We start from the raw sequence: 23,610 nt of genomic DNA, 5'->3' as shown, positions 1-23,610 counted from the left end.
CCTCGCAGGTGTAGACGCTGGCCCGCAGCCTACCGGGCGGGGCGCGGCTACCTTCTGGAGAGCAGGGAACGGGCGAAGAAGGCGAGGTTCGCCGGCCGTTCCGCCAGGCGGCGCATCAGGTAGGGGTACCAGTCGGCGCCGTAGGGCACGTACACGCGGACCTGGGCGCCGACTCCGGCCAGCCGCTCCTGCTCGGCGGGACGCACGCCGTACAGCATCTGGAACTCGAAGGCGGTCGCGTCGCGGCCGTTGAGCACGGCGAGCGCGGAGGCGATCTCGATGAGTCGCGGGTCGTGCGTGGCGACCATCGGATAGCCGCTCCCGGCCATGAGGATCTTGAGGCAGCGCACGAACGAGCGGTCGATCTCACGCGCGGAGGTGTAGGCGCCCGGCGCGGTGTAGGCGCCCTTGCACAGGCGTACGCGCGCGCCGTCGAGGCGGGCGCAGCGTTCGGCGGCGTCGAGCAGGTACGCCTGGACGACGATGCCGACGCCGGGATGTTCCTTGCGCAGCGTGGCGTGGACCGACTCCAGCCCGGCGACGGTGTCGTGCTCCTCGGCGTCGAGCGTGAGCGTGATGCCCCTGCCCGCCACGGCGTCGCAGATGGTGGCGGCGTTGTCGAGCGCGAGCTGCTCGGACAGGCGCAGGCCGAGCGCGGTGAGCTTGACCGAGACGTCGGCGCCGGGCGGCAGCCGGTCGAGCACGGCGAGGTAGGCGCGCACGGCGCCGTCGGCCTGCGCCCGGTCGCGCACCTCCTCCCCGAGGTGGTCGACGGTCACCAGCAGCCGCCTGTCGGTCAGCTCGGTGACGACGGCGCCGATGTCGTCGGCGACGTAGCGCCGGACCAGATCCCTGGTCAGCGGCGAGGAGGAGACGACGCGCTCGGCGCGCTCGCTCTTGGAGACGGCGATGAGGGCCTGACGAAGCACGTCCCTCACCCTAACTTCAGTGCCGCCGATGAACCCGCACGACGCGGGATCCGTCGAAAGGTTATGCGGACAATCCTCCTGGCTGGATGCCTGGTCCTGGTAACGAGTTGCGGTACGGCTGCGCCGCCCCAGACGGCGGCCCCCAGCGGCACGAAAGCCGCCCCGGTGAGTTCGGCGCCCGTGGAGCGGGCCCCGGCCAAGGGCCCGGAGCCGGTCAAGCCGGTCGCCGACACGATCAACACGAGGAAGGTTCCCTTCGCCAAGGCCAGGTCCTACGACAAGGGCCGCAAGGTCAGGCTCACCTGGGAGTCGGGCGTCGCTCCGTGCACGGTGCTCGCCCGGGTGAAGGTGAAGGAGACCCGGGGCAAGGTCACCATCACGCTCTACGAGGGCACGCCGAGGAAGGCCAAGGACGTCGCCTGCATCATGATCGCCATCCAGAAGACGACGACCGTCAAGCTCAAGGCGCCGCTGGGCAAGCGGAAGATCGTCGACGGCGCCAAACTCCGATAATTCGGGACATGTCCAGATGAGGACATCCCCAGTGACTTCGATGCGATTTCTTGCATAGATCAAAATAAATGGTCACTGGGGGGTTCTCTTGACACGGCTCTTACGTGCGCTCACGTCCGTGCTCTTACTCGCCGCCGGCATGGCCGGCACCACCGCGGTGGTCGCGCCACCCGCGCAGGCCCTGCCGGCGCAGTTCCAGAAACAGGTCGTCTTCAGCGGCCTGACGCGCCCGTCGAACATCGAGTTCGCCGCCGACGGCCGCGTCTTCGTGGCCGAGAAGAGCGGGATCATCAAGGTCTTCGACTCCCTCACCGACACCACCCCCGCCGTCTACGCGGACCTGCGCACCCAGGTGCACAACTTCTGGGACCGCGGCCTGCTCGGGATGGCCCTCCACCCGAACTTCCCCGCCGACCCCCGGCTGTACGTCCTGTACGCCCGCGACGCCGTCCCCGGCGGGAACGCTCCACGATGGGGTACGGCCGGCGCCACCGACGACCCCTGCCCCAGCCCGCCCGGCCCCACCGGCGACGGCTGCCTGATCACCGGCCGCCTCTCGGTCATCTCGCCGGCGGGCGCGGAGACACCGCTGATCACCGACTGGTGCCAGCAGCACCCCAGCCACTCGACCGGCGACCTGCAGTTCGGCCCCGACGGCATGCTGTACGCGACCGGCGGCGACGGCGCCAGCTTCAACTTCGCCGACTACGGACAGGACAACCTGCCCAGCTCCGACATCACTCCGGACAACCCCTGCGGCGACCCGCCCAACGCGGTCGGCACCGCCCTGTCGCCCCCGTCGGCGGAGGGCGGCGCGCTGCGCGCCCAGGACGTCCGTACCAGCGGCGACCCGAGCGGCCTCGACGGCACGATGATCCGCGTCAACCCCGACACCGGCGCCGCCGCCGCGGGCAACCCGAACGCCGGCAGCGCCGACCAGAACACCGCCAGGATCGTCGCCAACGGCCTGCGCAACCCGTTCCGCCTGACCAACCGGCCGGGCACCGCGGAGATGTGGCTGGGCGAGGTCGGCTGGACCACGTGGGAGGAGATCAACCGCGTCGCCTCCCCGACCGCCGGCGTGACGAACTTCGGCTGGCCCTGCTACGAGGGCGCCAACCGGCAGGGCGGCTACGACGCGCTCAACCTGACCCTGTGCGAGAACTACTACGCGGCCGGCCCGTCCGCGCACGCCGCGCCGTACTTCGGCTGGAACCACAGCACCCGGCCGGCGCCCAACGACCCCTGCCCCAGCGGCAACTCCTCGGCCAGCGGGGTGGCGTTCTACCCGGGCGGGCCGTACCCGCCGGCCTACGACGGCGCGCTGTTCTTCTCCGACTACAGCCGCTCGTGCGTCTGGGTGATGACCAAGGGCGCCAACGGGCTGCCCGACCCCGCGACGATCACGACGTTCGACTCCGGTGTCGGCTCGGTCGAGCTGGAGACCGGGCCGAACGGCGACCTGTTCGCGGTGGACTACAACGCCGGAACGGTCGTGCGCTACCTGTACAACAACAACCCGCCGACGGCCGCGATCACGGCCGGCCCGACCTCGGGAGAGGCCCCGCTCACGGTCGACTTCTCCGGCACCGGCTCCACCGACCCCGACGGCGACCCGCTCACCTACGCCTGGGACCTCGACGGTGACGGCGAGCTCGACGACTCCACCTCCGCCACCCCCTCGCGCACCTACACCCAGCCGGGCTCCCACACGGTACGGCTGCGCGTCAGCGACGGCAGGGGCGGCCAGAGCGACGCCACGGTGACGATCAACGTCGGCAACACGGCGCCCACAGCGGCGATCACCACCCCGACGGCCGCGACGACCTGGGCGGTGGGCGAGTCGATCGGGTTCTCCGGCACCGGCACCGACGCCCAGGACGGCACGATCCCCGGCTCGCGCATGCACTGGGCGCTGATCATGCACCACTGTCCCGGCGGCTGCCACGAGCACGAGATCACCACGTTCACCGGCGCGTCCGGCTCCTTCCAGGCGCCCGACCACGAGTACCCGTCGCACCTGGAGCTCAAGCTCACCGTCACCGACGCGCACGGCCTGACCGACACCAAGAGCGTGCTGCTGCAGCCCAAGACGGTGAACCTGACCTTCCAGACGAATCCGCCCGGCCTCCTGCTCGGCTTCAACGCCGAACAGACGGTCGCGCCGTTCACCCGGACGGTGATCGTCGGTTCGAGCGTCGGCCTGTCCGCGCCCTCTCCGCAGGGTGACCAGGGCTTCGTCTCCTGGTCGGACGGCGGCGCCGCGGCCCACAACATCACCGCCCCGGCGAGCGCGGCCACCTACACCGCGACCTACGAGACCGTGACGGGCCAGCCGGGTCTCGTGGCGGCGTACTCGATGAACGAGGGCACCGGCACGGCCGTCGGCGACGCCTCACCCTCGGGCAACAACGGGACCGCGACCGCGACCACCTGGGCCCAGACCGGCAAGTACGGCAAGGCCCTGTCGTTCAACGGCACCGGCGCCTGGGTCACCGTCGCCGACTCCCCGAGCCTGCGCCTGACCAACGCCATGACCCTGGAAGCATGGATCCGGCCGGCCACCACCACCGGCTGGCGCACCATCGTGATGAAGCAGTTCGGCAACGACCTGGCGTACTCACTCGATCTCAACGACCGCGCCCACAGCACCATCCACACCACCTCCGAACGCGGCCTCTACGGCGCCGCCTCCCTTCCCCTGAACACCTGGACCCACGTGGCGGCCACCTACGACGGCGCGACGCTCCGGCTGTACGTCAACGGCGCCGAGACCGGCTCGGTGGCGGCGACCGGGAACATCAGGACCGACGGCGGCGTGCTGCGCATCGGCGGCAACGCCGTCTGGGGCGAGTACTTCAACGGCCTCATCGACGAGGTGCGCGTCTACAACAGGGCCCTGACGCCCGCCCAGCTCACCGCCGACATGAACACCCCGATCGGCACCCCGCAACCGCCCGACACCGAAGCGCCGAGCGCCCCGGGCTCCCCGGCGGCCACCGGCGGCGCCGGCTTCGCCTCCCTGTCGTGGACCGCCTCCACCGACAACGTGGGCGTCGAGGGCTACACGATCCACCGCTCGGCGACGCCGAACTTCACCCCGTCCGGGGCGAACCAGGTCGGCTCCACGCCGTCCACGTCGTTCACGGACTCGGGCCTGGCGGCGGGCACGTACTACTACCGCGTGCGCGCCTTCGACGCCGTCCCCAACACCAGCGCCTCGTCCGGCGAGGTGAGCGCGGCCGTGACCGCGCCGCCGACCGGCCAGGGCCTGGTGGCGGCCTACGCCATGAACGAGGGCACCGGCGTCACCGTCGCCGACTCCTCGGGCAGCGGCAACAACGGCACCTCCACCGCCACGTCCTGGACCACCACCGGCAAGTACGGCAACGCCCTGTCGTTCAACGGCACCGGCAGCTGGGTCACCGTCGCCGACTCCCCGAGCCTGCGCCTGACCGGCGGCATGACCGTGGAGGCGTGGGTCAGACCGGCGGTCGGCACCGGCTGGCGCACGATCGTCATGAAGCAGTTCGGCAACGACCTCGCCTACACCCTCGACCTCAACGACCGCGCCCACAGCACCATCCACACCACCTCCGAACGCGGCCTCTACAGCCCCGCCTCCCTGCCGCTCAACACCTGGACCCACGTCGCCGCCACCTACGACGGCGCCAACCTGAAGCTGTTCGTCAACGGAGCAGAGGTGAGTTCCGTCACCGCGTCCGGAAACATCAGGACCGACGGCGGCGTGCTGCGCATCGGCGGCAACGCCGTCTGGGGCGAGTACTTCAACGGCCTCATCGACGAGGTACGCGTCTACAACAGAGCGCTGACCCCCGCCCAGCTCACCACCGACATGAACACCCCCATCACCTGACGGCCCGCCTGCCCGCCGTCAGCCGCTCGGCCTGCCTGCGCCCCACCTCACCGGTGCGGCGCAGGTAGTCGACGATCACTTCCAGCTCGCTCTCGGAGTAGCCGGTGAGCGCCTGGCCGAAGTCCGTGCCGGGCTCGGTCCAGGCCGCCCCGATCCGTTCCCTCGCCGCGGGGGCCAGCGCGACGAGCGTGCGCCTGCGGTCCTGCTCGTCGGCCTGCCGTACGACCAGTCCGGCCTTTTCCAGGCGGTCGACCAGGCGGGTGGCCGAGCCATGCGTCAGCCCGGTGAGCGCCGCGACCCTGCCCGTGGTCACCGGACCGGGCTCCAGGTCGAGCAGCACGACGCACTGCAGGTCCGTGGGGTGAATGCCGAGGCTGTCGGCCAGCGCCTGGTTGAACAGCACGTACGCCGCGTAGTGCCGCTGGCTCTCGGCGACGAGGACGTCGAACAACTCCGCGCGGTTTGACACCGTGCGCCTCCATTCGGCTAAATTACGTGCGTGACGCAATGTTTGCGTGACACACTCATTCTATCGTCCTGAAGGGACAACCCCAGCATGACCACCCTCGTCACCGGAAGCCGCGGCGCCGTCGCCCGCGCGCTCATCCCGATGCTGCGTGAACGCGGCCTGCCGGTCCGCGTGGCCTCCAGCGCGCCGGACGACGCCCGGACCATCCGCTGCGACCTCACCGATCCGGACACCTTCCCCGCCGCGCTGGACGGCGTGAGCTCCGTCTTCCTCTACGCCGAGCCGTCCCACGCCGACGCCTTCGCCGCCGAGGCCGCCAAGGCCGGGGTGCGGCACATCGTGCTGCTCTCCTCCTCCTCGGTGCTCACCGACGACCCGGCCGGCAACCCCCTGGCCGTCTCCCACCTCGACGCGGAGAACGCGCTGCTCCGCTCCCCGATCCCGGCCACCCTGCTGCGTCCGGGGGCGTTCGCCGGCAACGCGACCGCCTGGTCGTGGGCCATCAAGTCCGGCGAGCCGGTCAGCCTGCCCTACCCCGGCGCGCACAGTGACGCCATCCATGAGGACGACGTGGCCGCCTGTGCCGCCGCCGTGCTGGCCGATCCCGGGCCGGGCGGCCGGGCGTACACGCTGACCGGACCGCGGTCGATCACCTTCGCCGAGCAGCTCGAGATCCTCGGACGCGCGCTCGGCCGGGAGATCGGCGTCAAGCCCGTCACCCGCGAGGAGTGGAAGGCCGAGGTCGCCCAGTACGTGCGCGGCGCCTACGCCGACGCGCTGCTCGACTGGTGGCAGTCGTGCGACGGCGTGCCCGCGTCCCTGACCACGGCCGTCGAGGACCTGACCGGCCGCCCCGCCCGCACCTTCGAGACCTGGGCACGCGCCCACACCGGCGACTTCGGGAGCTGACGGCTCAGCCCTTGCGCGGACAGCGCTCCGGCATCCGCGGAGGGAGGTCCGTCCAGCCGCTCACGGTGGTCGCGTCGTACGAGACGATCCGGCCGCCCTTGACGGCGTAGGCGACATTGGCCTGCCAGGCGCCGTTGTGGAGGCTGATGAAGAGGCGGTACTTGACGGGCACGTCGTTGAAGGTCCCGCCCTCCCCGCCCAGGTCCACGACCAGGCCCTCGCGGCCGAGCGGATCGCGCGCGACGCCGTGCGCGCGGGTGCCGGGCTGCCCGGCCAGCACGCGCAGCACCCCCGCCCGCACCTGGGGACTGATCGGCATGTACAACATGTTGCCGAGCACGGGGGCGAACTCCGCGAAGGAGTCGCGGAAACCCCGCTCGTTCCAGATCCGGTTGTACTCCCGGAACTTCCGCTCCAGAGCCCCGGTCTCCGCGGGCAGCGCCGCGAGGTCGGCCATGGTGAAGTCCGCGACGGTCCTGTCGCCGTACCTGCCGCCCCAGTCGCCGCTGAAACCCCACACGCACTTGCCGCCGGCCACCCGCCACAGCATGACCTGATCACCGGCCGACCGCGGCAGCCAGTTCTCGGTCCGCGTCTTGTCGTCGGCCGTGCGGGACGTCCGCCAGTACCGTCGTGGTGGCTCATGCAGCTTCTCGATCCGCGCGGCGAGGTCGAGCATGGCCTGGTTCGGCCCCGGCTTCGGAGAAGGCGCCGGGGTCAGCACCGGGGCGGGCGCCGGCGCGAGGTTCGCGGCCAGCGCGACGACCACCGCCACGACCGCCGCCGTCGCCGCTGCGGCCCAGGCCCAGCTCCTCCGCGCCCAGTTCCTCGGCGCCCAGTTCCTCGGTACCCAGTTTCTCCGGCCCAGGCTCCCTCGCGAGGCGAGCCCGCCCGGCCGCGGCCGGGTCCGCGCGGCCGCCGCCTTGGCGCGCCCTCTCGCCACGACCTCGTCCGACGGCGGCCGGGCGTCGGGCACGGCACGTGCGAGCAGCTCCAGCTCATCCATCGACTCCACCGAACTCCTCCTTGAGCGCCTCGCGCAGTTGCTTGCGCGCCCGGTTGAGCCGGGACGCGACGGTTCCGTAGGGGATGTTCAGAGCCGCGGCCACCTCGGCGTGGCTCAGACCGCCCAGCGCGACCAGCAGCACCACGTCGCGGTCGCGCCGCTTCAGCCGGGCCAGCGCCCCCGCCAGCGGCCCGGTGAAGCGCGCGGCGTCGATCCGGTCGAGGACGGCGTCCTCCCGGTCGTCCCAGTCGCGCTCGGCCGCGCGGGCCAGCGCCTTCCACCTCCTGCTCTCGGTACGGCGATGCCGCGCGACCAGGTTGGTGGCGATGCCGTACAGCCAGGGCCTGATCTGACCCGCCGCCGGGTCGTAGCCGCCGCGCAGCGCGGCCACGAAGACATCCGCGGCCAGATCGTCGGCGACGTCCTCGGACAGGCGGCGGGCGATGTAGCGGTGAATCTCACCGAAATATCGGTCGAAGAGATCAGGTGGAACCCCCAGCCGATCTGCCCCGTTACGCGTGTTGTGCACGATCACACCCGTTCTTGCCCGATGCCGCGGAATGCTTTCACGCTCATCGGGGTTGAGTCAGGTAGGCTCAACTCGTTTGACAAAGGTCATTCGGCTTCGTAAGTTGAGCCTATCGGACTCAACTTTGACTACAAGGACGTACTCATGGCACGTGCGGTAGGTATCGACCTGGGGACGACCAACTCTGTCGTCTCGATCCTCGAGGGCGGTGAGCCCACCGTCATCGCCAACGCGCAGGGCTCGCGGACCACGCCGTCCGTGGTCGCCTTTGCGAAGAACGGCGAAGTCCTGGTCGGCGAGGTCGCCAAGCGACAGGCCGTCACCAACGTGGACCGGACCATCCGCTCCGTCAAGCGGGAGATGGGCACCAACTGGTCCCAGGAGATCGACGGCAAGAAGTTCTCCCCCCAGCAGATCAGCGCGTTCGTGCTGCAGAAGCTCAAGCAGGACGCCGAGGCGTACCTGGGCGAGAAGATCACCGACGCGGTGGTCACCGTCCCGGCGTACTTCAACGACGCCCAGCGTCAGGCGACCAAGGAGGCCGGCACCGTCGCGGGCCTCAACGTCCTGCGCATCATCAACGAGCCGACCGCGGCCGCTCTGGCCTACGGGCTCGACAAGGACCAGGACCAGACCATCCTCGTCTTCGACCTCGGCGGCGGCACGTTCGACGTGTCCCTGCTCGACGTCGGCCAGGAGGACGGCCACGGCTTCGTCGAGGTGAAGGCCACCTCCGGTGACAACCACCTCGGTGGCGACGACTGGGACCAGCGCGTCGTCGACGAGCTCGTCAAGCGCTTCCAGAACGCCCACGGCGTCGACCTGGCCAAGGACAAGATGGCGCTCCAGCGTCTCCGCGAGGCCGCGGAGAAGGCGAAGATCGAGCTGTCCAGCCAGTCCGAGACGAACATCAACCTGCCCTACATCACCGCTTCCTCCGAGGGGCCCCTGCACCTCGACGAGAAGCTCACCCGCAGCGAGTTCCAGCGGCTCACCGCCGACCTGCTCGAGCGGACCAAGGGCCCGTTCCACCAGGTCATCAAGGACGCCGGCATCAAGGTTGCCGACATCGCCCACGTGGTGCTCGTCGGCGGTTCGACCCGCATGCCCGCCGTCTCCGAGCTCGTCAAGGAGCTGACCGGCGGCAAGGAGCCCAACAAGGGCGTGAACCCGGACGAGGTCGTCGCCATCGGCGCCGCCCTGCAGGCCGGCGTGCTCAAGGGTGAGGTCAAGGACGTCCTGCTGCTCGACGTGACCCCGCTGTCGCTGGGCATCGAGACCAAGGGCGGCATCTTCACCAAGATCATCGAGCGCAACACCACGATCCCGACCAAGCGCTCCGAGGTCTTCACCACGGCCGAGGACAACCAGCCGTCGGTGCAGATCCAGGTGTACCAGGGCGAGCGTGAGATCGCTTCCTACAACAAGAAGCTGGCCACCTTCGACCTGACCGGCATCGCCCCGGCGCCGCGCGGCATCCCGCAGATCGAGGTCACCTTCGACATCGACGCCAACGGCATCGTCAACGTCTCCGCCAAGGACCTCGGCACCGGCAAGGAGCAGACGATGACGATCACCGGCGGCTCCGCGCTGCCGAAGGACGACATCGAGCGCATGATGCGCGAGGCCGAGTCCTACGCCGAAGAGGACAAGCAGCGCCGCGAGGAGGCCGAGGTCCGCAACAACGCGGACGGTCTGGCCTACCAGACGGAGAAGTTCCTGCGCGAGAACGACGACAAGGTCCCCGGCGAGATCAAGACCGAGGTCAACGATGCGCTCACCGAGCTGAAGAAGGCTCTTGAGGGCACCGACACCGACGTCATCCGCACGAGCGCCGAGAAGCTGGCGACCGTCAGCCAGAAGATGGGCTCGGCGATCTACGCTCAGAACCAGCAGCAGGGCGGCGAGGGCGCTCCGCAGGACGCCACGCCCGGCCCCGAGCAGGACAAGAGCGACGACGACGACGTGGTCGAGGCCGAGATCGTCGACGACGACCAGCCGAAGAAGGACAAGTGATGCCGGGGGCAGACGAGCCGGTGATCCGCGACAACCGCAAGATCGACCCCGAGACGGGCCAGGCGCGTCAGAGCGCCGGGTCCGACTCCCAGGACGCCGCCGGCGCGGGCACGACCCCCGCGCCCGGCGCGGGCTCCGCCAACGGCGGCGCCGAGTCGAACACCAGCGGCGCGCCCGGCTCCGACACCATCCTGCTGGCGGAGCGCACCGCCGATCTCCAGCGGCTCCAGGCGGAGTACACCAACTACCGCCGCCGGGTCGAGCGCGACCGCGTCGCGGTCCGCGAGCAGGCCATGGCCGGGATTCTCGCCGAATTCCTGCCGGTCCTCGACGACATCGGCAGGGCCCGCGACCACGGCGAGCTCACCGGCGGCTTCGCGAAGGTGGCCGAGTCGCTCGAAGCGGCCGTCACCAAGCTGGGGCTCAGCTCGTTCGGGCAGAAGGGCGACCCCTTCGACCCGACCATCCACGAGGCGCTGATGCACAGCTACTCGTCGGAAGTGTCCGAACCCACCGCCATCGAGGTGCTGCAGTCCGGGTACCGCCTCGGAGAGCGGGTGCTGCGTCCTGCGCGAGTGGCCGTGGCGGAGCCGGACGACTCACCGGCTGACGACGACAACGACGAAAACTAGGACGAAGGGCCATCGATGAGCACCAAGGACTACCTGGAGAAGGACTACTACGCCGTCCTTGGTGTGCCCAAGACCGCCACCGCAGACGAGATCAAGAAGGCTTACCGGAAGCTGGCCCGGCAGTATCACCCCGACACCAACCAGGGTGACTCCGTCAAAGAGGCCAAGTTCAAGGAGATCTCCGAAGCCAACGACATCCTGTCGGACACCAAGCGCCGCAAGGAGTACGACGAGGCCCGGACGCTGTTCGGGTCCGGCGTCGGCGGCCAGCGTCCCGGCGGTGGCGGTTTCCCGTTCGACCTCGGCGACCTGTTCGGCGGCACCGCCGGTCAGCAGAGCGGCGGTGGCGGTGGCGGCGCGGGAGAGCGGCTCGGCGACCTGTTCGGCGGGCTGTTCAACCGGGGTGGCGCCGGCACCGGCCGTACCAGCGGCACGACCAGGCCGCGGCGCGGGCAGGACATCGAGTCCGAGGTCACGCTGACCTTCACCGAGGCGGTGGAGGGCAGCACGGTCTCGCTCCGGCTGACCAGTTCGGCCGCGTGCAAGTCGTGCACCGGCACCGGCGCCAAGGCCGGCACCACGCCGCGCGTCTGCCCGACCTGTGAGGGCACCGGCGCGGCCAGCCGCAACCTGGGCAACTTCGCCTTCTCCGAGCCCTGCCGCGACTGCAAGGGCCGTGGTCTGATCGTCGACGACCCCTGCCCCGACTGCGACGGCAGCGGGCGGGCCAAGAGCACCCGTACGATCCAGGCGCGCATCCCCGCGGGGGTGGGCGACGGCCAGCGGGTCAAGCTCAAGGCCAAGGGCGCGCCGGGCGAGAACGGCGGGCCCGCGGGCGACCTCTACATCGTCACCCACGTGAAGGCGCATGCCGTCTTCGGTCGGACCGGCGACAACCTGACCATCACGGTGCCCGTGACCTTCACCGAGGCCGCGCTGGGCGCCGAGATCAAGGTCCCGATCCTCAAGGGCCTGCCGGTCACGCTGCGCATCCCCGCGGGCACTCCCAACGGGCGCACCTTCCGCGTCCGTGGCCGCGGCGTCACCCGCAAGGACGGCACCAAGGGCGACCTGCTCGCCAGCGTCGAAGTGCTCGTGCCGGAGACGCTCGATGAGAAGTCGCGTGACCTGCTGACGGAGTTCGGCACGGCCACCGCCGGTGACGACCCGCGCGCCGAACTCATCCAGCGAGCCAGAAGCGAGTAAGCCGATGGACGCCAACTATTTCGACCTGTCCGACGACACCCCCGTCTACGTCATCTCGGTGGCCGCGCAACTCTCGGGACTGCACCCGCAGACGCTGCGGCAGTACGACCGGCTCGGGCTGGTCAGCCCCGGTCGCACGGCCGGACGCGGCCGCCTCTACTCCACGCGCGACATCATCATGCTCCGCGAGGTCCAGCGCCTGTCCCAGGAAGAGGGCATCAACCTCGCCGGGATCAAGCGCATTCTCGAACTGGAGAACGAGGCCCTGCGGCTGCGTGAGGAGGTTCACCGGCTCAGGGCCGAGATGCAGATGGTGAGGGCGTTGATCCGCTACGAGCTGCCACCGGGGGCGTAAGAACACATGGACTACAAGCTCACCCAGAAGAGCCAGGAGGCGCTGTCGGGGGCCATGCGGCGCGCCGCCGCGGAAGGCAATCCGGAGATCGCCCCGGCTCACCTGCTGACCACGCTGCTGGCCCAGACGGGCGGCACCGCCGTACCTCTGCTGGAGGCCGTCGGAGCCGACTGGAAGGCGATCCGCGCGAAGTCGGAGGAACTGCTCGCGGCGCTGCCGAAGGCGCAGGGCGCCACGGTGTCGGCGCCGTCGAGCTCGCGCCAGCTCCTCACCGTGATCAACACGGCCGCGCAGCGCGCCAAGCGGCTTGAGGACGAGTACGTCTCCACCGAGCACCTGCTCGTCGCGCTCGCCGCCGACGGCGGCCAGGCCGCCGACCTGCTCAGGGCGCAGGGCGCCACGCCCGAGGCGCTGCTCGACGCCTTCGAGAAGGTACGCGGCAACGCCCGCGTCACCAGCGAGACTCCGGAAGACACCTACAAGGCGCTGGAGAAGTACGGCGTCGACCTGACCGAGCGGGCCCGCACCGGCAAGCTCGACCCGGTCATCGGCCGCGACTCGGAGATCCGGCGCGTCGTCCAGGTGCTCTCCCGGCGTACCAAGAACAACCCGGTCCTGATCGGCGAGCCCGGCGTGGGCAAGACCGCCGTCGTCGAGGGGCTGGCCCAGCGCATCGTGGCCGGTGACGTGCCCGAGTCGCTGCGCAACAAGAGGCTGATCTCGCTCGACCTGGGCGCGATGGTCGCCGGGGCCAAGTACCGGGGCGAGTTCGAGGAGCGGCTCAAGGCCGTGCTCTCCGAGATCAAGGAGAGCGACGGGCAGGTCGTGACCTTCATCGACGAGCTCCACACGGTCGTCGGCGCCGGAGCTGCCGAGGGCGCCATGGACGCGGGCAACATGCTCAAGCCGATGCTGGCCCGCGGCGAGCTGCGGATGATCGGCGCGACCACGCTCGACGAGTACCGCGAGCGCATTGAGAAGGACCCGGCGCTGGAGCGGCGCTTCCAGCAGGTCTACGTCGGCGAGCCGACCGTCGAGGACACCATCGCGATCCTGCGCGGCCTGAAGGGCCGCTACGAGGCACACCACCAGGTCGTGATCGCCGACAGCGCGCTGGTCGCCGCCGCCGCGCTGTCCGACCGCTACATCACCAACCGCTTCCTGCCCGACAAGGCCATCGACCTGGTCGACGAGGCCGCCTCCCGGCTCCGCATGGAGATCGACTCGCGGCCCGTCGAGATCGACCAGCTCCAGCGCAACGTCGACCGCATGAAGATGGAGGAGCTCGCGCTCTCCAAGGAGACCGACGAGGCCAGCCAGCAGCGCCTGGAGCGCCTGCGCAAGGAACTGGCCGACCGCCAGGAGGAGCTCAACGCCCTGGTCGGCCGCTGGGAGCGGGAGAAGGCCGGGCTCAACAAGCTCGGCGACCTGAAGAAGCAGCTCGACGAGGCCCGCAGCACCGCCGAGCGCTTCCAGCGCGACGGCAACTACGCCGAGGCCTCCAAGCTGCTCTACGACGAGGTCCCGCGGCTGGAGAAGGAGCTGGAGATCGCCGGCGCCGCCGCCCAGGAGGCCGAGTCCCAGCCGATGGTCAAGGAGGAGGTCGGCGCCGACGACATCGCCGAGGTCATCTCCTCCTGGACCGGCATCCCGGCCGGACGCCTGCTGGAGGCCGAGACCGCCAAGCTGCTGCGCATGGAGGAGGAGCTCGGCCGCCGCCTCATCGGACAGGCCCAGGCCGTCCAGGCCGTCTCCGACGCCGTACGGCGCAGCCGCGCCGGCATCTCCGACCCCGACCGGCCCACGGGATCGTTCATGTTCCTGGGCCCGACGGGCGTCGGCAAGACCGAACTGGCCAAGGCGCTGGCGGAGTTCCTGTTCGACGACGAACGGGCCATGACCCGGATCGACATGAGCGAGTACTCCGAGAAGCACAGCGTGGCCCGGCTGGTCGGCGCGCCTCCGGGATACGTCGGCTACGAGGAGGGCGGGCAGCTCACCGAGGCGGTGCGGCGGCGGCCGTACACCGTGGTGCTGCTCGACGAGGTCGAGAAGGCGCACCCCGAGGTCTTCGACATCCTCCTGCAGGTGCTCGACGACGGCCGGCTGACCGACGGGCAGGGGCGCACGGTCGACTTCCGCAACGCGATCCTCATCCTGACCTCCAACATCGGCTCGCAGTTCCTCGTCGATCCCAAGCTGGAGAACGGCGCCAAGCGCGAGGCCGTGATGGGCGCGGTGCGCAACGCGTTCAAGCCGGAGTTCCTCAACCGGCTGGACGACGTGATCCTGTTCGACGCGCTCGGCTCGGAAGAGCTGGGCCGGATCGTCGACCTGCAGATCGACCGGCTCGCCCATCGCCTGGCCGACCGGCGCATCACCCTCGACGTCACCGCGGCGGCCCGCGAGTGGCTCACGCTCACCGGCTACGACCCCATGTACGGGGCCCGGCCGTTGCGGCGGCTGGTGCAGTCGGCGATCGGCGACAAGCTGGCCAGGGAAGTACTGGCCGGGGCGGTCACCGACGGCGACACGGTCCGGGTGGACCTGGGCGACGACGAGCTCACCGTGGAGCGCGCCGCCTGAGGTCAAAGCCGATCTCCGGCCGGGGCGGCCGGGTAAGGTCTGGCCCACCCTTCGGGCAAGCACCTCTCCCTGTCCCGGCCGCGTGACTAGCTTCAGCGTTCGTCGGATCACCAAAAACGATCAGGGGGACGTGAAGTGTCATCTCGGAGCATCCGAAGCATCCTTGCGGTGGCCACTCTGACCACGGGAGTGAGCTGGCTGGTCGCGGGCCCCGCGCTGGGGGCGGACTACTGCGCCGACAGGGTCGCCGCCCTGCGGGCGCCCACCACGGTGGCCTCGGTCTGCGAGGAACTGCTCGACCTGCGGATGAGCGGCAACTACGGCGACAAGATGACCGCGCCCAAGGACAGCGATCTGGCGATGTCCGCCGAGACGCTGGCCAGGAAGGCGGGCCTGCCGGGCCTGTCGAAGGCGTCGGCGGTACTGAGCCTGGCGGACCTGGGCGGTGTTGCCGCGGCCGCCGGCGCGCCGTCGATGCCCACCGGCTCGCCGGGTGTGTCAGGCCTGAGGAGCGTGCTGGACGTGCCCACCGCGCCCGATCTGCCGGGTCTGCCCAACACCCCGGCGATCCCCGGCACGCTGGCGGCGCTGCCGCCGGTGCCGGTCGAGGGCGAGGTGCCCGCGCTGCCCGACGCGTCCGGCCTGGTGGCCGGCGTGGAAGCCCCGATCGCCCTGCCGCAGCCGGCTGAGACCGTGACGGACGAGATCACCGGCAAGCTGCCCGAAACGCCTGACAAGGCGCTGGAGGCGGTGCCGGTGCCCGAGAGCGAGCCGGTGACCGGGGGGATCGCCGACCTGCTCAACGGTCTCAGGCTGAGCTGACCGCGCGGGCGGCGCGCGCCCGCCGTCCGCGAGCCATGAGAAGGGGCCGCGACCTGCCAGGTCGCGGCCCTTCGCTCGTGCCGGGGTCAGGACAGGCCGAGGCCCTGGGAGACGCCCTGGCCGAGGTCCTTGTGGACGTTGCTCCAGTACTCCACGACGCGCTTCTTCATCTCCGCGGTGACCTCGGGCGCGGAGGCGTGACCGACGATGTTGCCGACCAGGTGCTCGCGGTCGGTGGCCGACAGCACGTTCTCCCACAGGGCGCGCGGCTGGCCGTAGTCGTCGTCCTCGGCGTGCAGCGTGTAGGCCGAGCGGATGATCTCGCCGGCGACCTGGTAGTCCGATCCGGCGTACGGGGACGGGTGCGCGGCCGGGCCGTTCACGCTGTTGGGCGCGTAGACGGGGTCCTGCTGGTTGCGGAAGGTCATCGGCCCGTCGAAGTTGTAGCTGTTCACCGGTACGGCCGGCGCGTTGATCGGCAGTTGCAGGTAGTTCGGCCCGATCCGGTACCGGTGGGTGTCGGGGTAGGAGAACAGGCGGCCCTGGAGCATCTTGTCCGGCGAGGTGTCGATGCCCGGCACCAGGTTGGACGGCTCGAACGCGGCCTGCTCGACCTCGGCGAAGTAGTTGTCCGGGTTCCGGTTCAGGGTCATCGTGCCGATCGTGATCTCGGGGTAGTCGCCGTGCGGCCACACCTTGGTCAGGTCGAACGGGTTGAACCGGTAGTCGGCCGCCGCCTCGAACGGCATGACCTGCACGTTCACCGTCCACGACGGGTGCTCGCCCGCCCTGATCGCCGTGTGCAGGTCGCGGATGTGGTGGTCGGGGTCGGCGGAGGCCATCGCGTCGGCCTCGGCCGCGGTGAGGTTCTTGATGCCCTGGTCGGTCTTGAAGTGGTACTTGACCCAGAACTTCTCGCCCGCGGCGTTGTACCACAGGAACGTGTGCGAGCCGAAGCCGTGCATGTTCCGCCAGCTCGCCGGGGTGCCGCGGTCGCTCATGAGGAACGTGACCTGGTGCGCCGACTCCGGCGAGAGCGTCCAGAAGTCCCACTGCATGTTGTTGTCGCGCAGGTGGTTGTCGGCGCGGCGCTTCTGGCTGTGGATGAAGTCCGAGAACTTCTGCGGGTCGCGGATGAAGAAGATCGGCGTGTTGTTGCCGACGAGGTCGTAGTTGCCGTCCTCGGTGTAGAACTTGATCGCGAAGCCGCGGGGGTCGCGGGCGGTGTCGGCCGAGCCCAGCTCACCGGCCACGGTCGAGAAGCGCAGGAAGAGCGGCGTCTCCTTGCCCTTCTGGAACAGCTTGGCCTTGGTGAACTGGCTGACGTCCTCGGTGATGCGCAGGACGCCGTGGGCGCCGCCGCCCTTGGCGTGCACCACTCTTTCCGGGACACGTTCGCGGTTGAAGTGCGCCATCTTCTGGATCAGGTAGTGATCCTGAAGCAGCAGGGGGCCGTTCGGTCCGACGGAGAGCGAGTGCTCGTCGCTCGGCGCGGGGATACCGGCGTCGTCGGTGCTGATTGGCCTGGTGGTCATCGCGAGGTCCTCCCGAATTCCGGACATGGACGAGGACCCTGACGGGTCCCCCTCTCCTCGCAACCTATGCCCTTAACACGAATGATTCAAGTAAACGAGTCATCCAAGTTTTGGTCTGACGAGGAAAAGAGAGGACAAGCCGGCCAGTACGGCCAGCCCCGCCAGCGCCACCGCCGTGGCCCCCTCGCCCTGCGCCATGAACAACGTCCCCACGGTCGCCACCCCGATCACCTGGCCGAGCTGCATCACCGTGAGCAGCGCGCCGCTGGCGTCGGCGGCGAACTCGTCCGACACCGACTGCGTGGCCAGATTGGTCACCGCGATCTGCACGCCCAGCCCGCCGCCGATCAGCGCGCTCAGCACCGCGTACGGCCAGCCGCCCCCGCTGGCCAGCCCGAGCCCGAAGTATGCGGGCGCCGCCACCACGTACCCGAACGGCACCAGCGTCCGCTGCAGCTTCGCCGGCAGCCGCGGCCACAGCAGCCCGACCCCCGCGAACGCCACCGCGCACGGCACCAGCATCAGCCCCGACTGCAACGGCGTCAGGCGAAGTTCACCCTGCAGGTGCAGCGCCGAGGTGAACAGGAAGGCGCCCCACGTGGCTGGCCCGAACAACAGCACGCCGAGCCCCGGCCGCATGCCCGGCGCCCGCAGGACGGAGGCGTCCACCAAGGGCCGCCCCCCGCGGCCCGACACCCAGCGCTCCACGCGGACGAAGACATAGAAGACCACGGCGCTGAGACCGATCGAGATCCAGCCCCACACCGGCCAGCCCAGATCGCGGCCGAGCACCAGCGGCACCACGAACAACAGGACGGCCACCGACAGCGTGACGAGCCCGATCGGGTCGAGACCGGTACGTCCGCCACCCCCGTCGGACGGCAGCACCCGCAGCCCGGCGATCAGCAGAACGGCCCCGATCGGGACCATCACCAGGAACAGCACGCGCCAGCCCAGGCCGAGCCCGAGCATGATGCCGCCCAGCGCCTGGCCGACCACGATGCCGCCGCTGACGACGGCCGACCACAGGCCCATCGCCCGGCCTCTGGCCACGCCGTGGTAGTTGCGCTGGATGAGCGTGAGCACCTGGGGCATCATCAGCGCGGCCCCGGCGCCCTGCGCGAACCGGAACACCACGAGCCATCCGGTGGTGGGCGCCAGCCCGGAGCCCAGCGTGGTGAGGGTGAAGAAGGCCAGCCCGGCCAGGAAGGTGTTGCGGTAGCCGAACAGGTCGCCGACCCGCGCGCCGGTGATCAGCAGGACGGCGTAGACGATGGTGTAGCCCGCCACGATCATCTGCAGGCCCGCGCCGGAGGAGTGCAGGTCCCGCTCGATGGTCGGGATGGCGACGTTGACGATGTTGACGTTCAGGATGGCCAGGAACTGCCCGACGAGGATGATCGCCAGGAGGATTCCGCTGGTCTTCGTCCTTTCCTGTTGGGGGGCAAGGGTGGCAGTAGTCATGAGTACCAGATTGCGACAGACTGGATACCAGTAACGAGAGCCCATTTATCCTGGTATTAGAGGTACCTGGCTATGAAGCGCACCGACCTCGCCGCCTACCTCCGCAGCCGCCGCGAGCGCATCACCCCCGACATGGCCGGTCTGCCGCCCGGCACCCGCCGGCGTACGCCCGGCCTGCGCCGCGAGGAGGTCGCGCAGCTCGCCGGGGTGGGCGTGACCTGGTACACGTGGCTGGAGCAGGGACGGCCGATCAACGCCAGCATCCAGGTGCTGGAGGCCGTCGCCCGCACCCTCCAGCTCGACCCCGCAGAGCGCCTGCACCTGTTCCGGCTGGCCGGGCACCAGGACCCGGTACCCGTCGCCGACTCCGGCCGGGTCACTCCGGAGATGCGCCAGATCCTCGACCAGCTCAGCCCGATGGCCGCCTGCATCATCACCAGCCGGCACGACATCCTCGCCTGGAACGCCGCGTACGCCGCGATCTTCCCCGAGATCGCGGACAGCGAGCCGAACTCCCTGTGGCTGATCTTCACCCGCGACGACCTGTTCACCCGGCTGGTCAACCGCGAGGAGGAGCTGGCACGGGCGGCCGCCATCTTCCGCGGCTCCTACAGCAGGCACGCGCACGACCCCTGCTGGAAGGAGTTCGCCGAGAAGCTGGTCGCGGCCAGCCCGGAGTTCGCCCGGATGTGGGCGCGACAGGACGTGGCCGACCCCGGACACCGCGACAAGGTCTTCGTCAACGACGCCGTCGGCGAGCTCCACTTCACCACCACCAACTTCAGCTGCGACGCGGCGACCGAAACCCGCATGATCATCTATACCCCCGCGAACGAGGCAACCCGCTCCGGAGTGGTGTGGTTGACCGCACACACCCGCGAATCCGTCTGACATGGCATGCTCAATCCCTGAAGTGTGGGATCGAGGAGAAGTAGCCCATAGTGGAGACGCCATAGATGAGACGCCATAGATGAGACGCAGCCCTGCCTTTCTGGCATTAGCCGTGGCCGTCACCTTGGCCGCATGCTCTGCAGCCCAGTCGGAGCCGGAGAAGTCCCCCGCGCGCAAGTCGATGCCGACCTCCCCCGAGGTGCCGACCAAGACCGCCGCCGAGCGGGAGCCGTACACGATCTCCTTCGGTGGGGACGTGCACTTCGAGGGCGTCTTACGCGCCCGACTGGACAGTGACCCGCGCACCGCGTTCGGCCCGATCGCCAGGGTGCTGAGCCGGGCCGACCTGGCCATGGTCAACCTGGAGACGGCGATCACGACCGGCGGGACCAAGGCGCCGGGCAAGCAGTTCACCTTCCGGGCGCCGATCACCGCGTTCTCCGCGCTGAAGGCGGCCGGGATCGACGTGGTCAGCATGGCCAACAACCACGGCATGGACTACATGCAGACCGGCCTGGCCGACTCGCTGGCCGCGATCAAGCGCTCGAAGTACCCGGTCGTGGGCATCGGCGGGAACGAGGATGCCGCCTACAAGCCGTGGCGTACCAAGGTGAACGGCAACCGCGTCTCGATCATCGGCGCCACCCAGGTGCTGGACGCCGAGTTCATCCAGGCCTGGACCGCCACCGACAGCCAGGGCGGCCTGGCCTCGGCCAAGAACGAGGAACGGCTGATCCAGGAGGTCAGGAAGGCCCGCCGTACCTCCGACACCGTGATCGTCTACCTCCACTGGGGCACCGAGCGCATGACCTGCCCGAACCCCGCGCAACGCTCGCTGGCCCCCAAACTGGTCAAGGCCGGGGCCGACGTGATCGTCGGCGGCCACGCCCACGTCCTGCTCGGAAGCGGCTACCTCGGCCGGTCCTACGTCAACTACGGCCTGGGCAACTTCCTCTGGTACGGCAACAGCCCCAGCGGCGTCCTCACCCTGACGATCAACGGCCGCAAGGTCATCAAGGACCAATGGACCCCCGCCAACATCCAGGGCGGCACCCCCATCCCCCTGACCGGCACCGCCCGCACCCAGGCCGTCACAAGCTGGAAGGCGCTCCGCTCTTGCACAGGACTGTCCGCCCGTTAATCATTGGACCGTGCGTCTAATACCGTCTGGTGATGTACGGCTCGCGCTCTTCGAGGAAGGCGAGCGGGAGAACCCCACGATCCTGCTCGTCCACGGCTACCCCGACACCCACCGCGTCTGGGACGAGGTCGCCGGGCTGCTCGGCGACCGCTATCACGTGGTCCGCTACGACGTGCGCGGCGCCGGGCAGTCCGGCGCGCCGTACGACCGGCGGCACTACTCCTTCGACCACCTGGCCGCCGACCTCGGCGCGGTGCTCGACGAGATCGGCAAGCCGCGGGTCCATCTGGTCGGGCACGACTGGGGCTCGCTGCAGTGCTGGGAGGCGATCGGCCGCCCCGGCATCCGCGAGCGCGCCGCCTCCTTCACCACCTTCGGCGGTCCCGGCCTCGACCAGGCCGCCCACTTCCTGCGCTACGGCGGCCGCCGCGAGGTCGCCGGTCAGCTCGCCAGGTCCTGGTACATCGGCGCCTTCCAGCTCCCCGTCCTGCCCGAACTGGCCTGGCGTGGCCCGCTGCCCCGCGCGCTGGCCCGTTCGATGCGCCTGGCCGAGGGCATCGAGCCGAGGCCGGGACATCCGGCCGGCACCCTGAAGCGCGACGGCCACAACGGCCTGGCCCTCTACCGCCAGAACTTCTTCACCCGCCTGCGCGCCCCCGCCGACCCCGGCGTCGAGGTGCCGGTCCAGCTCATCGAGACCAGCCGCGACATCTTCGTCTCGCCCAAGCTGCTGGCGTCGATGCGCCAGTGGGCGCCGGAGTTCTGGCACCGCAGGCTGGCGGCCGGGCACTGGGCGCAGCGCAGCCACCCCGAGGCCGTGGCCAGGATGATCGCCGAGTTCGCCGCGCACGTCGACGGCGGCGCCTCGACCCGCTCACTGCGCCGCGACCGCGTGCGCGAGGGCCGCGGCGCCTACCAGGACCGCCTGGTCGTGATCACGGGCGCCGGCAGCGGCATCGGGCGGGCGACCGCACGCGCCTTCGCCGCGCACGGCGCCGAGGTGGTCTGCGCCGACCTCGACCGGGAGGCGGCCATGCGGGTCGCGGAGGACATCGGCAAAGATTTCCGCCGTACGGCTCACGCCGTCCAACTCGATGTCGCCTCAACCACGGCCATGGAGGAGTTCGCCGGAAATATCGCGGCACAGTATGGCGTGCCGGATGTGGTGGTGAACAATGCGGGAATCGCGGTGGCCGGGCCGTTCCTTGACCATTCCCTCGACGATTGGCGGCGCACGCTCGACGTGAATCTCTGGGGCGTCATTCACGGCTGCCGGCTCTTCGCCCGCCAGATGGCCGAACGCGGCGAGGGCGGCCACATCGTCAACATCGCCTCGCTGGCCGCCTTCGTGGCGACGCGGGAACTGCCGGCGTACTCGACGTCCAAGGCGGCGGTGAAGATGCTCGGCGACTGCCTGCGGGCCGAGCTGGCCGGCCACGGCATCGGCGTGACCACGGTCTGCCCCGGCTTCGTGTCCACGGCCATCGCCCGCAACGCCACCTATGTCGGGTCCGACCTGCGGGAGCTGGCCGAGCTGGGGCTCCAGCGGCGTGGGTATCCGCCGGAGCGGGTGGCGGCGCACATCCTGCGGGCCGTACACCGAAATGAGGCGGTTGTCCCGGTCAATGCGGAGGGGAAAATCGGATATGCGATGTCGCGGATCTCGCCCTCGGCGATGCGGGCTTTCGCCCGGTTATCCGGTGTCGTGAGAAATCCCGTCGTTGGACGGTAACGATCGCCCGCTTCGGGGGAAGATGGATTTCGTGTCCACCCCCGAAATTGACGACGACGACTGTTCGCAGCCCCAGCCGCTGCGCCGTAAGCCCACCCAGCGACGAAGCACACGCCGGGTGGAGCGGATGCTCGACGCGTGCGCGGCGCTGCTCGACGAGATCGGCTACGAAGCGCTCTCCACCACCCGCATCGCCGAACGCGCCGGAGTCGCGATCGGCTCGGTCTACCAGTTCTTCCCCGACAAGCGGGCCATCACCCAGGAGCTGACCAGGCGCAACGTGGAGCAGTTCGTCTCCAGGGTGGGCCGCAGGTTCATGGAGGAGGACTACCGCGGCTGGTGGGAGGCGGTCGACGCGATCATCGACGAGTACGTCGACATGCACAGGACCGTTCCAGGCTTCAAGAGCCTGCACTTCGGTGACGCCGTCGACCTCAACCTGCTCGACGTCGACATCGACAACAACGCGGTCATCGCCGGACGGCTGCGCGGCCTCCTGCTCAAGGAGTACGGCCTGGCCGACAGCGACGAACTGGACATCGGGGTGCTGGTGGCGGTGGAGGCCGGAGACGCGGTGCTCAAGCTGGCCTTCCGCCGCGACCCCAAGGGGTCACCGGAGCTGATCGACGCGGCCAAGCAGATGGTCCGCGGCTACCTCTCCCGCCAACTCCGCCACCTGTCACCCCCGGGCGACAGTTAACTCACCGCCCGGGGGACCGGACACGCGGGCCGCTTCCACATGGTCACCAACAAGCGCCCACCCTCACGTGGACCCTTTCGGAGCGGTCCCACCCCTCAGACCGGTCCCCCCGCTTCAGACCAGTCCCACGGCTCGGAGCGGTCCCACCGCTCGGAGTGGCTCACCCTCTCAGGCCCGCTCACTCCCGCCCCCGGGGCTTCCCCTCGCGAGACAGCTCACCCTCAGGGGATCGGCCGGCGTCGCTCACCTTCTCGGTGGTGCGGTCGCCCCTCGGCGCCGCAGGGCACCTTCAGCGATG

Annotated in this window: 19 protein-coding genes; 13 read left to right on the top strand and 6 right to left on the bottom strand. The window is 70.0% G+C overall.

The features are described 5' to 3' along the window. Positions 1–47: 47 nt before the first annotated feature. On the bottom strand, positions 48–929 hold the full coding sequence (locus ACIBKY_RS36030) for a proline dehydrogenase family protein (RefSeq protein ID WP_397103883.1): 882 nt from the start codon (positions 927–929) through the stop codon (positions 48–50). 165 nt (positions 930–1,094) lie between these two features. On the opposite strand from ACIBKY_RS36030, the gene ACIBKY_RS36025 reads away from it, so the two are divergent. After that, positions 1,095–1,442: a hypothetical protein gene (locus tag ACIBKY_RS36025; protein ID WP_397103881.1), complete on the top strand. Its 348-nt coding sequence runs from the start codon at positions 1,095–1,097 to the stop codon at positions 1,440–1,442. A 118-nt stretch (positions 1,443–1,560) separates the two neighbouring features. Continuing rightward, positions 1,561–5,319: a LamG-like jellyroll fold domain-containing protein gene (locus tag ACIBKY_RS36020; protein WP_397103879.1), complete on the top strand. Its 3,759-nt coding sequence runs from the start codon at positions 1,561–1,563 to the stop codon at positions 5,317–5,319. On the opposite strand, the gene ACIBKY_RS36015 is transcribed toward ACIBKY_RS36020, so the two are convergent. Beyond that, the gene (locus ACIBKY_RS36015; RefSeq protein WP_397103877.1) at positions 5,312–5,788 is read right to left on the bottom strand and encodes a MarR family winged helix-turn-helix transcriptional regulator; all 477 of its coding nucleotides are present in this window, start codon (positions 5,786–5,788) and stop codon (positions 5,312–5,314) included. The two genes, ACIBKY_RS36020 and ACIBKY_RS36015, sit on opposite strands and share 8 nt — an antisense overlap. An 87-nt stretch (positions 5,789–5,875) precedes the next feature. Here ACIBKY_RS36015 and ACIBKY_RS36010 point away from each other — a divergent pair, with 87 nt between their 5' ends. Continuing rightward, the gene (locus ACIBKY_RS36010; RefSeq protein ID WP_397103875.1) at positions 5,876–6,697 is read left to right on the top strand and encodes an SDR family oxidoreductase; all 822 of its coding nucleotides are present in this window, start codon (positions 5,876–5,878) and stop codon (positions 6,695–6,697) included. A gap of 4 nt (positions 6,698–6,701) precedes the next feature. Here the strand turns inward: ACIBKY_RS36010 and ACIBKY_RS36005 are convergent, their stop codons facing one another. Together ACIBKY_RS36005 and ACIBKY_RS36000 are read right to left on the bottom strand one after the other, a co-directional pair. Next, positions 6,702–7,712: a hypothetical protein gene (locus ACIBKY_RS36005; RefSeq protein WP_397103873.1), complete on the bottom strand. Its 1,011-nt coding sequence runs from the start codon at positions 7,710–7,712 to the stop codon at positions 6,702–6,704. Further along, the gene (locus ACIBKY_RS36000) at positions 7,696–8,232 is read right to left on the bottom strand and encodes an RNA polymerase sigma factor (protein ID WP_397103871.1); all 537 of its coding nucleotides are present in this window, start codon (positions 8,230–8,232) and stop codon (positions 7,696–7,698) included. Before ACIBKY_RS36000 ends, ACIBKY_RS36005 begins: the two co-directional genes overlap by 17 nt. Positions 8,233–8,376: 144 nt before the next feature. Here ACIBKY_RS36000 and dnaK point away from each other — a divergent pair, with 144 nt between their 5' ends. The 6 genes from dnaK (at position 8,377) to ACIBKY_RS35970 (ending at position 15,849) form a co-directional block, all read left to right on the top strand. Continuing rightward, positions 8,377–10,248 (top strand): molecular chaperone DnaK, encoded by a 1,872-nt coding sequence (dnaK, locus tag ACIBKY_RS35995; RefSeq protein WP_397103869.1) that lies wholly within the window; start codon positions 8,377–8,379, stop codon positions 10,246–10,248. Continuing rightward, a complete protein-coding gene (grpE, locus tag ACIBKY_RS35990; protein ID WP_379611372.1) occupies positions 10,248–10,880 on the top strand; it encodes a nucleotide exchange factor GrpE in 633 nt (210 codons plus the stop codon). The genes dnaK and grpE overlap by 1 nt, the downstream gene beginning before the upstream one ends. A gap of 15 nt (positions 10,881–10,895) precedes the next feature. Next, complete coding sequence (dnaJ, locus tag ACIBKY_RS35985) at positions 10,896–12,086, top strand: molecular chaperone DnaJ (RefSeq protein ID WP_397103866.1); 1,191 nt, start codon at positions 10,896–10,898, stop codon at positions 12,084–12,086. Positions 12,087–12,090: 4 nt separating this feature from the next. Next, complete coding sequence (locus tag ACIBKY_RS35980; RefSeq protein WP_184958700.1) at positions 12,091–12,441, top strand: heat shock protein transcriptional repressor HspR; 351 nt, start codon at positions 12,091–12,093, stop codon at positions 12,439–12,441. 6 nt (positions 12,442–12,447) lie between these two features. Further along, the gene (clpB, locus tag ACIBKY_RS35975) at positions 12,448–15,027 is read left to right on the top strand and encodes an ATP-dependent chaperone ClpB (protein WP_397103863.1); all 2,580 of its coding nucleotides are present in this window, start codon (positions 12,448–12,450) and stop codon (positions 15,025–15,027) included. A gap of 168 nt (positions 15,028–15,195) precedes the next feature. Then, on the top strand, positions 15,196–15,849 hold the full coding sequence (locus ACIBKY_RS35970; protein ID WP_397103861.1) for a hypothetical protein: 654 nt from the start codon (positions 15,196–15,198) through the stop codon (positions 15,847–15,849). Positions 15,850–15,935: 86 nt separating this feature from the next. Here ACIBKY_RS35970 and ACIBKY_RS35965 read toward each other — a convergent pair whose 3' ends face one another. Both ACIBKY_RS35965 and ACIBKY_RS35960 read right to left on the bottom strand, forming a co-directional pair. Further along, positions 15,936–17,384: a catalase gene (locus ACIBKY_RS35965; protein ID WP_397103859.1), complete on the bottom strand. Its 1,449-nt coding sequence runs from the start codon at positions 17,382–17,384 to the stop codon at positions 15,936–15,938. 99 nt (positions 17,385–17,483) lie between these two features. Then, entirely contained in the window at positions 17,484–18,848 is a 1,365-nt protein-coding gene (locus tag ACIBKY_RS35960; RefSeq protein ID WP_397103857.1) for an MFS transporter, read from the bottom strand. Between the two features lie 72 nt (positions 18,849–18,920). On the opposite strand from ACIBKY_RS35960, the gene ACIBKY_RS35955 reads away from it, so the two are divergent. From ACIBKY_RS35955 to ACIBKY_RS35940, 4 genes are all read left to right on the top strand, one after another. Beyond that, the gene (locus tag ACIBKY_RS35955) at positions 18,921–19,739 is read left to right on the top strand and encodes a helix-turn-helix transcriptional regulator (RefSeq protein WP_397103855.1); all 819 of its coding nucleotides are present in this window, start codon (positions 18,921–18,923) and stop codon (positions 19,737–19,739) included. 79 nt (positions 19,740–19,818) lie between these two features. Then, positions 19,819–20,880, top strand: a complete 1,062-nt coding sequence (locus ACIBKY_RS35950; protein ID WP_397103853.1) for a CapA family protein — start codon at positions 19,819–19,821, stop codon at positions 20,878–20,880. A 10-nt stretch (positions 20,881–20,890) separates the two neighbouring features. After that, complete coding sequence (locus ACIBKY_RS35945; protein ID WP_397103851.1) at positions 20,891–22,612, top strand: SDR family oxidoreductase; 1,722 nt, start codon at positions 20,891–20,893, stop codon at positions 22,610–22,612. A 31-nt stretch (positions 22,613–22,643) separates the two neighbouring features. Next, positions 22,644–23,312: a TetR family transcriptional regulator gene (locus ACIBKY_RS35940; RefSeq protein ID WP_397103849.1), complete on the top strand. Its 669-nt coding sequence runs from the start codon at positions 22,644–22,646 to the stop codon at positions 23,310–23,312. Positions 23,313–23,610 lie beyond the last annotated feature (298 nt).

The organism is Nonomuraea sp. NPDC050394, from assembly GCF_044459065.1.
Taxonomy (GTDB): Bacteria; Actinomycetota; Actinomycetes; order Streptosporangiales; family Streptosporangiaceae; genus Nonomuraea.
Note: the sequence above shows the minus strand (reverse complement) of the source record. Positions and strands in the feature narration are given on the sequence as shown.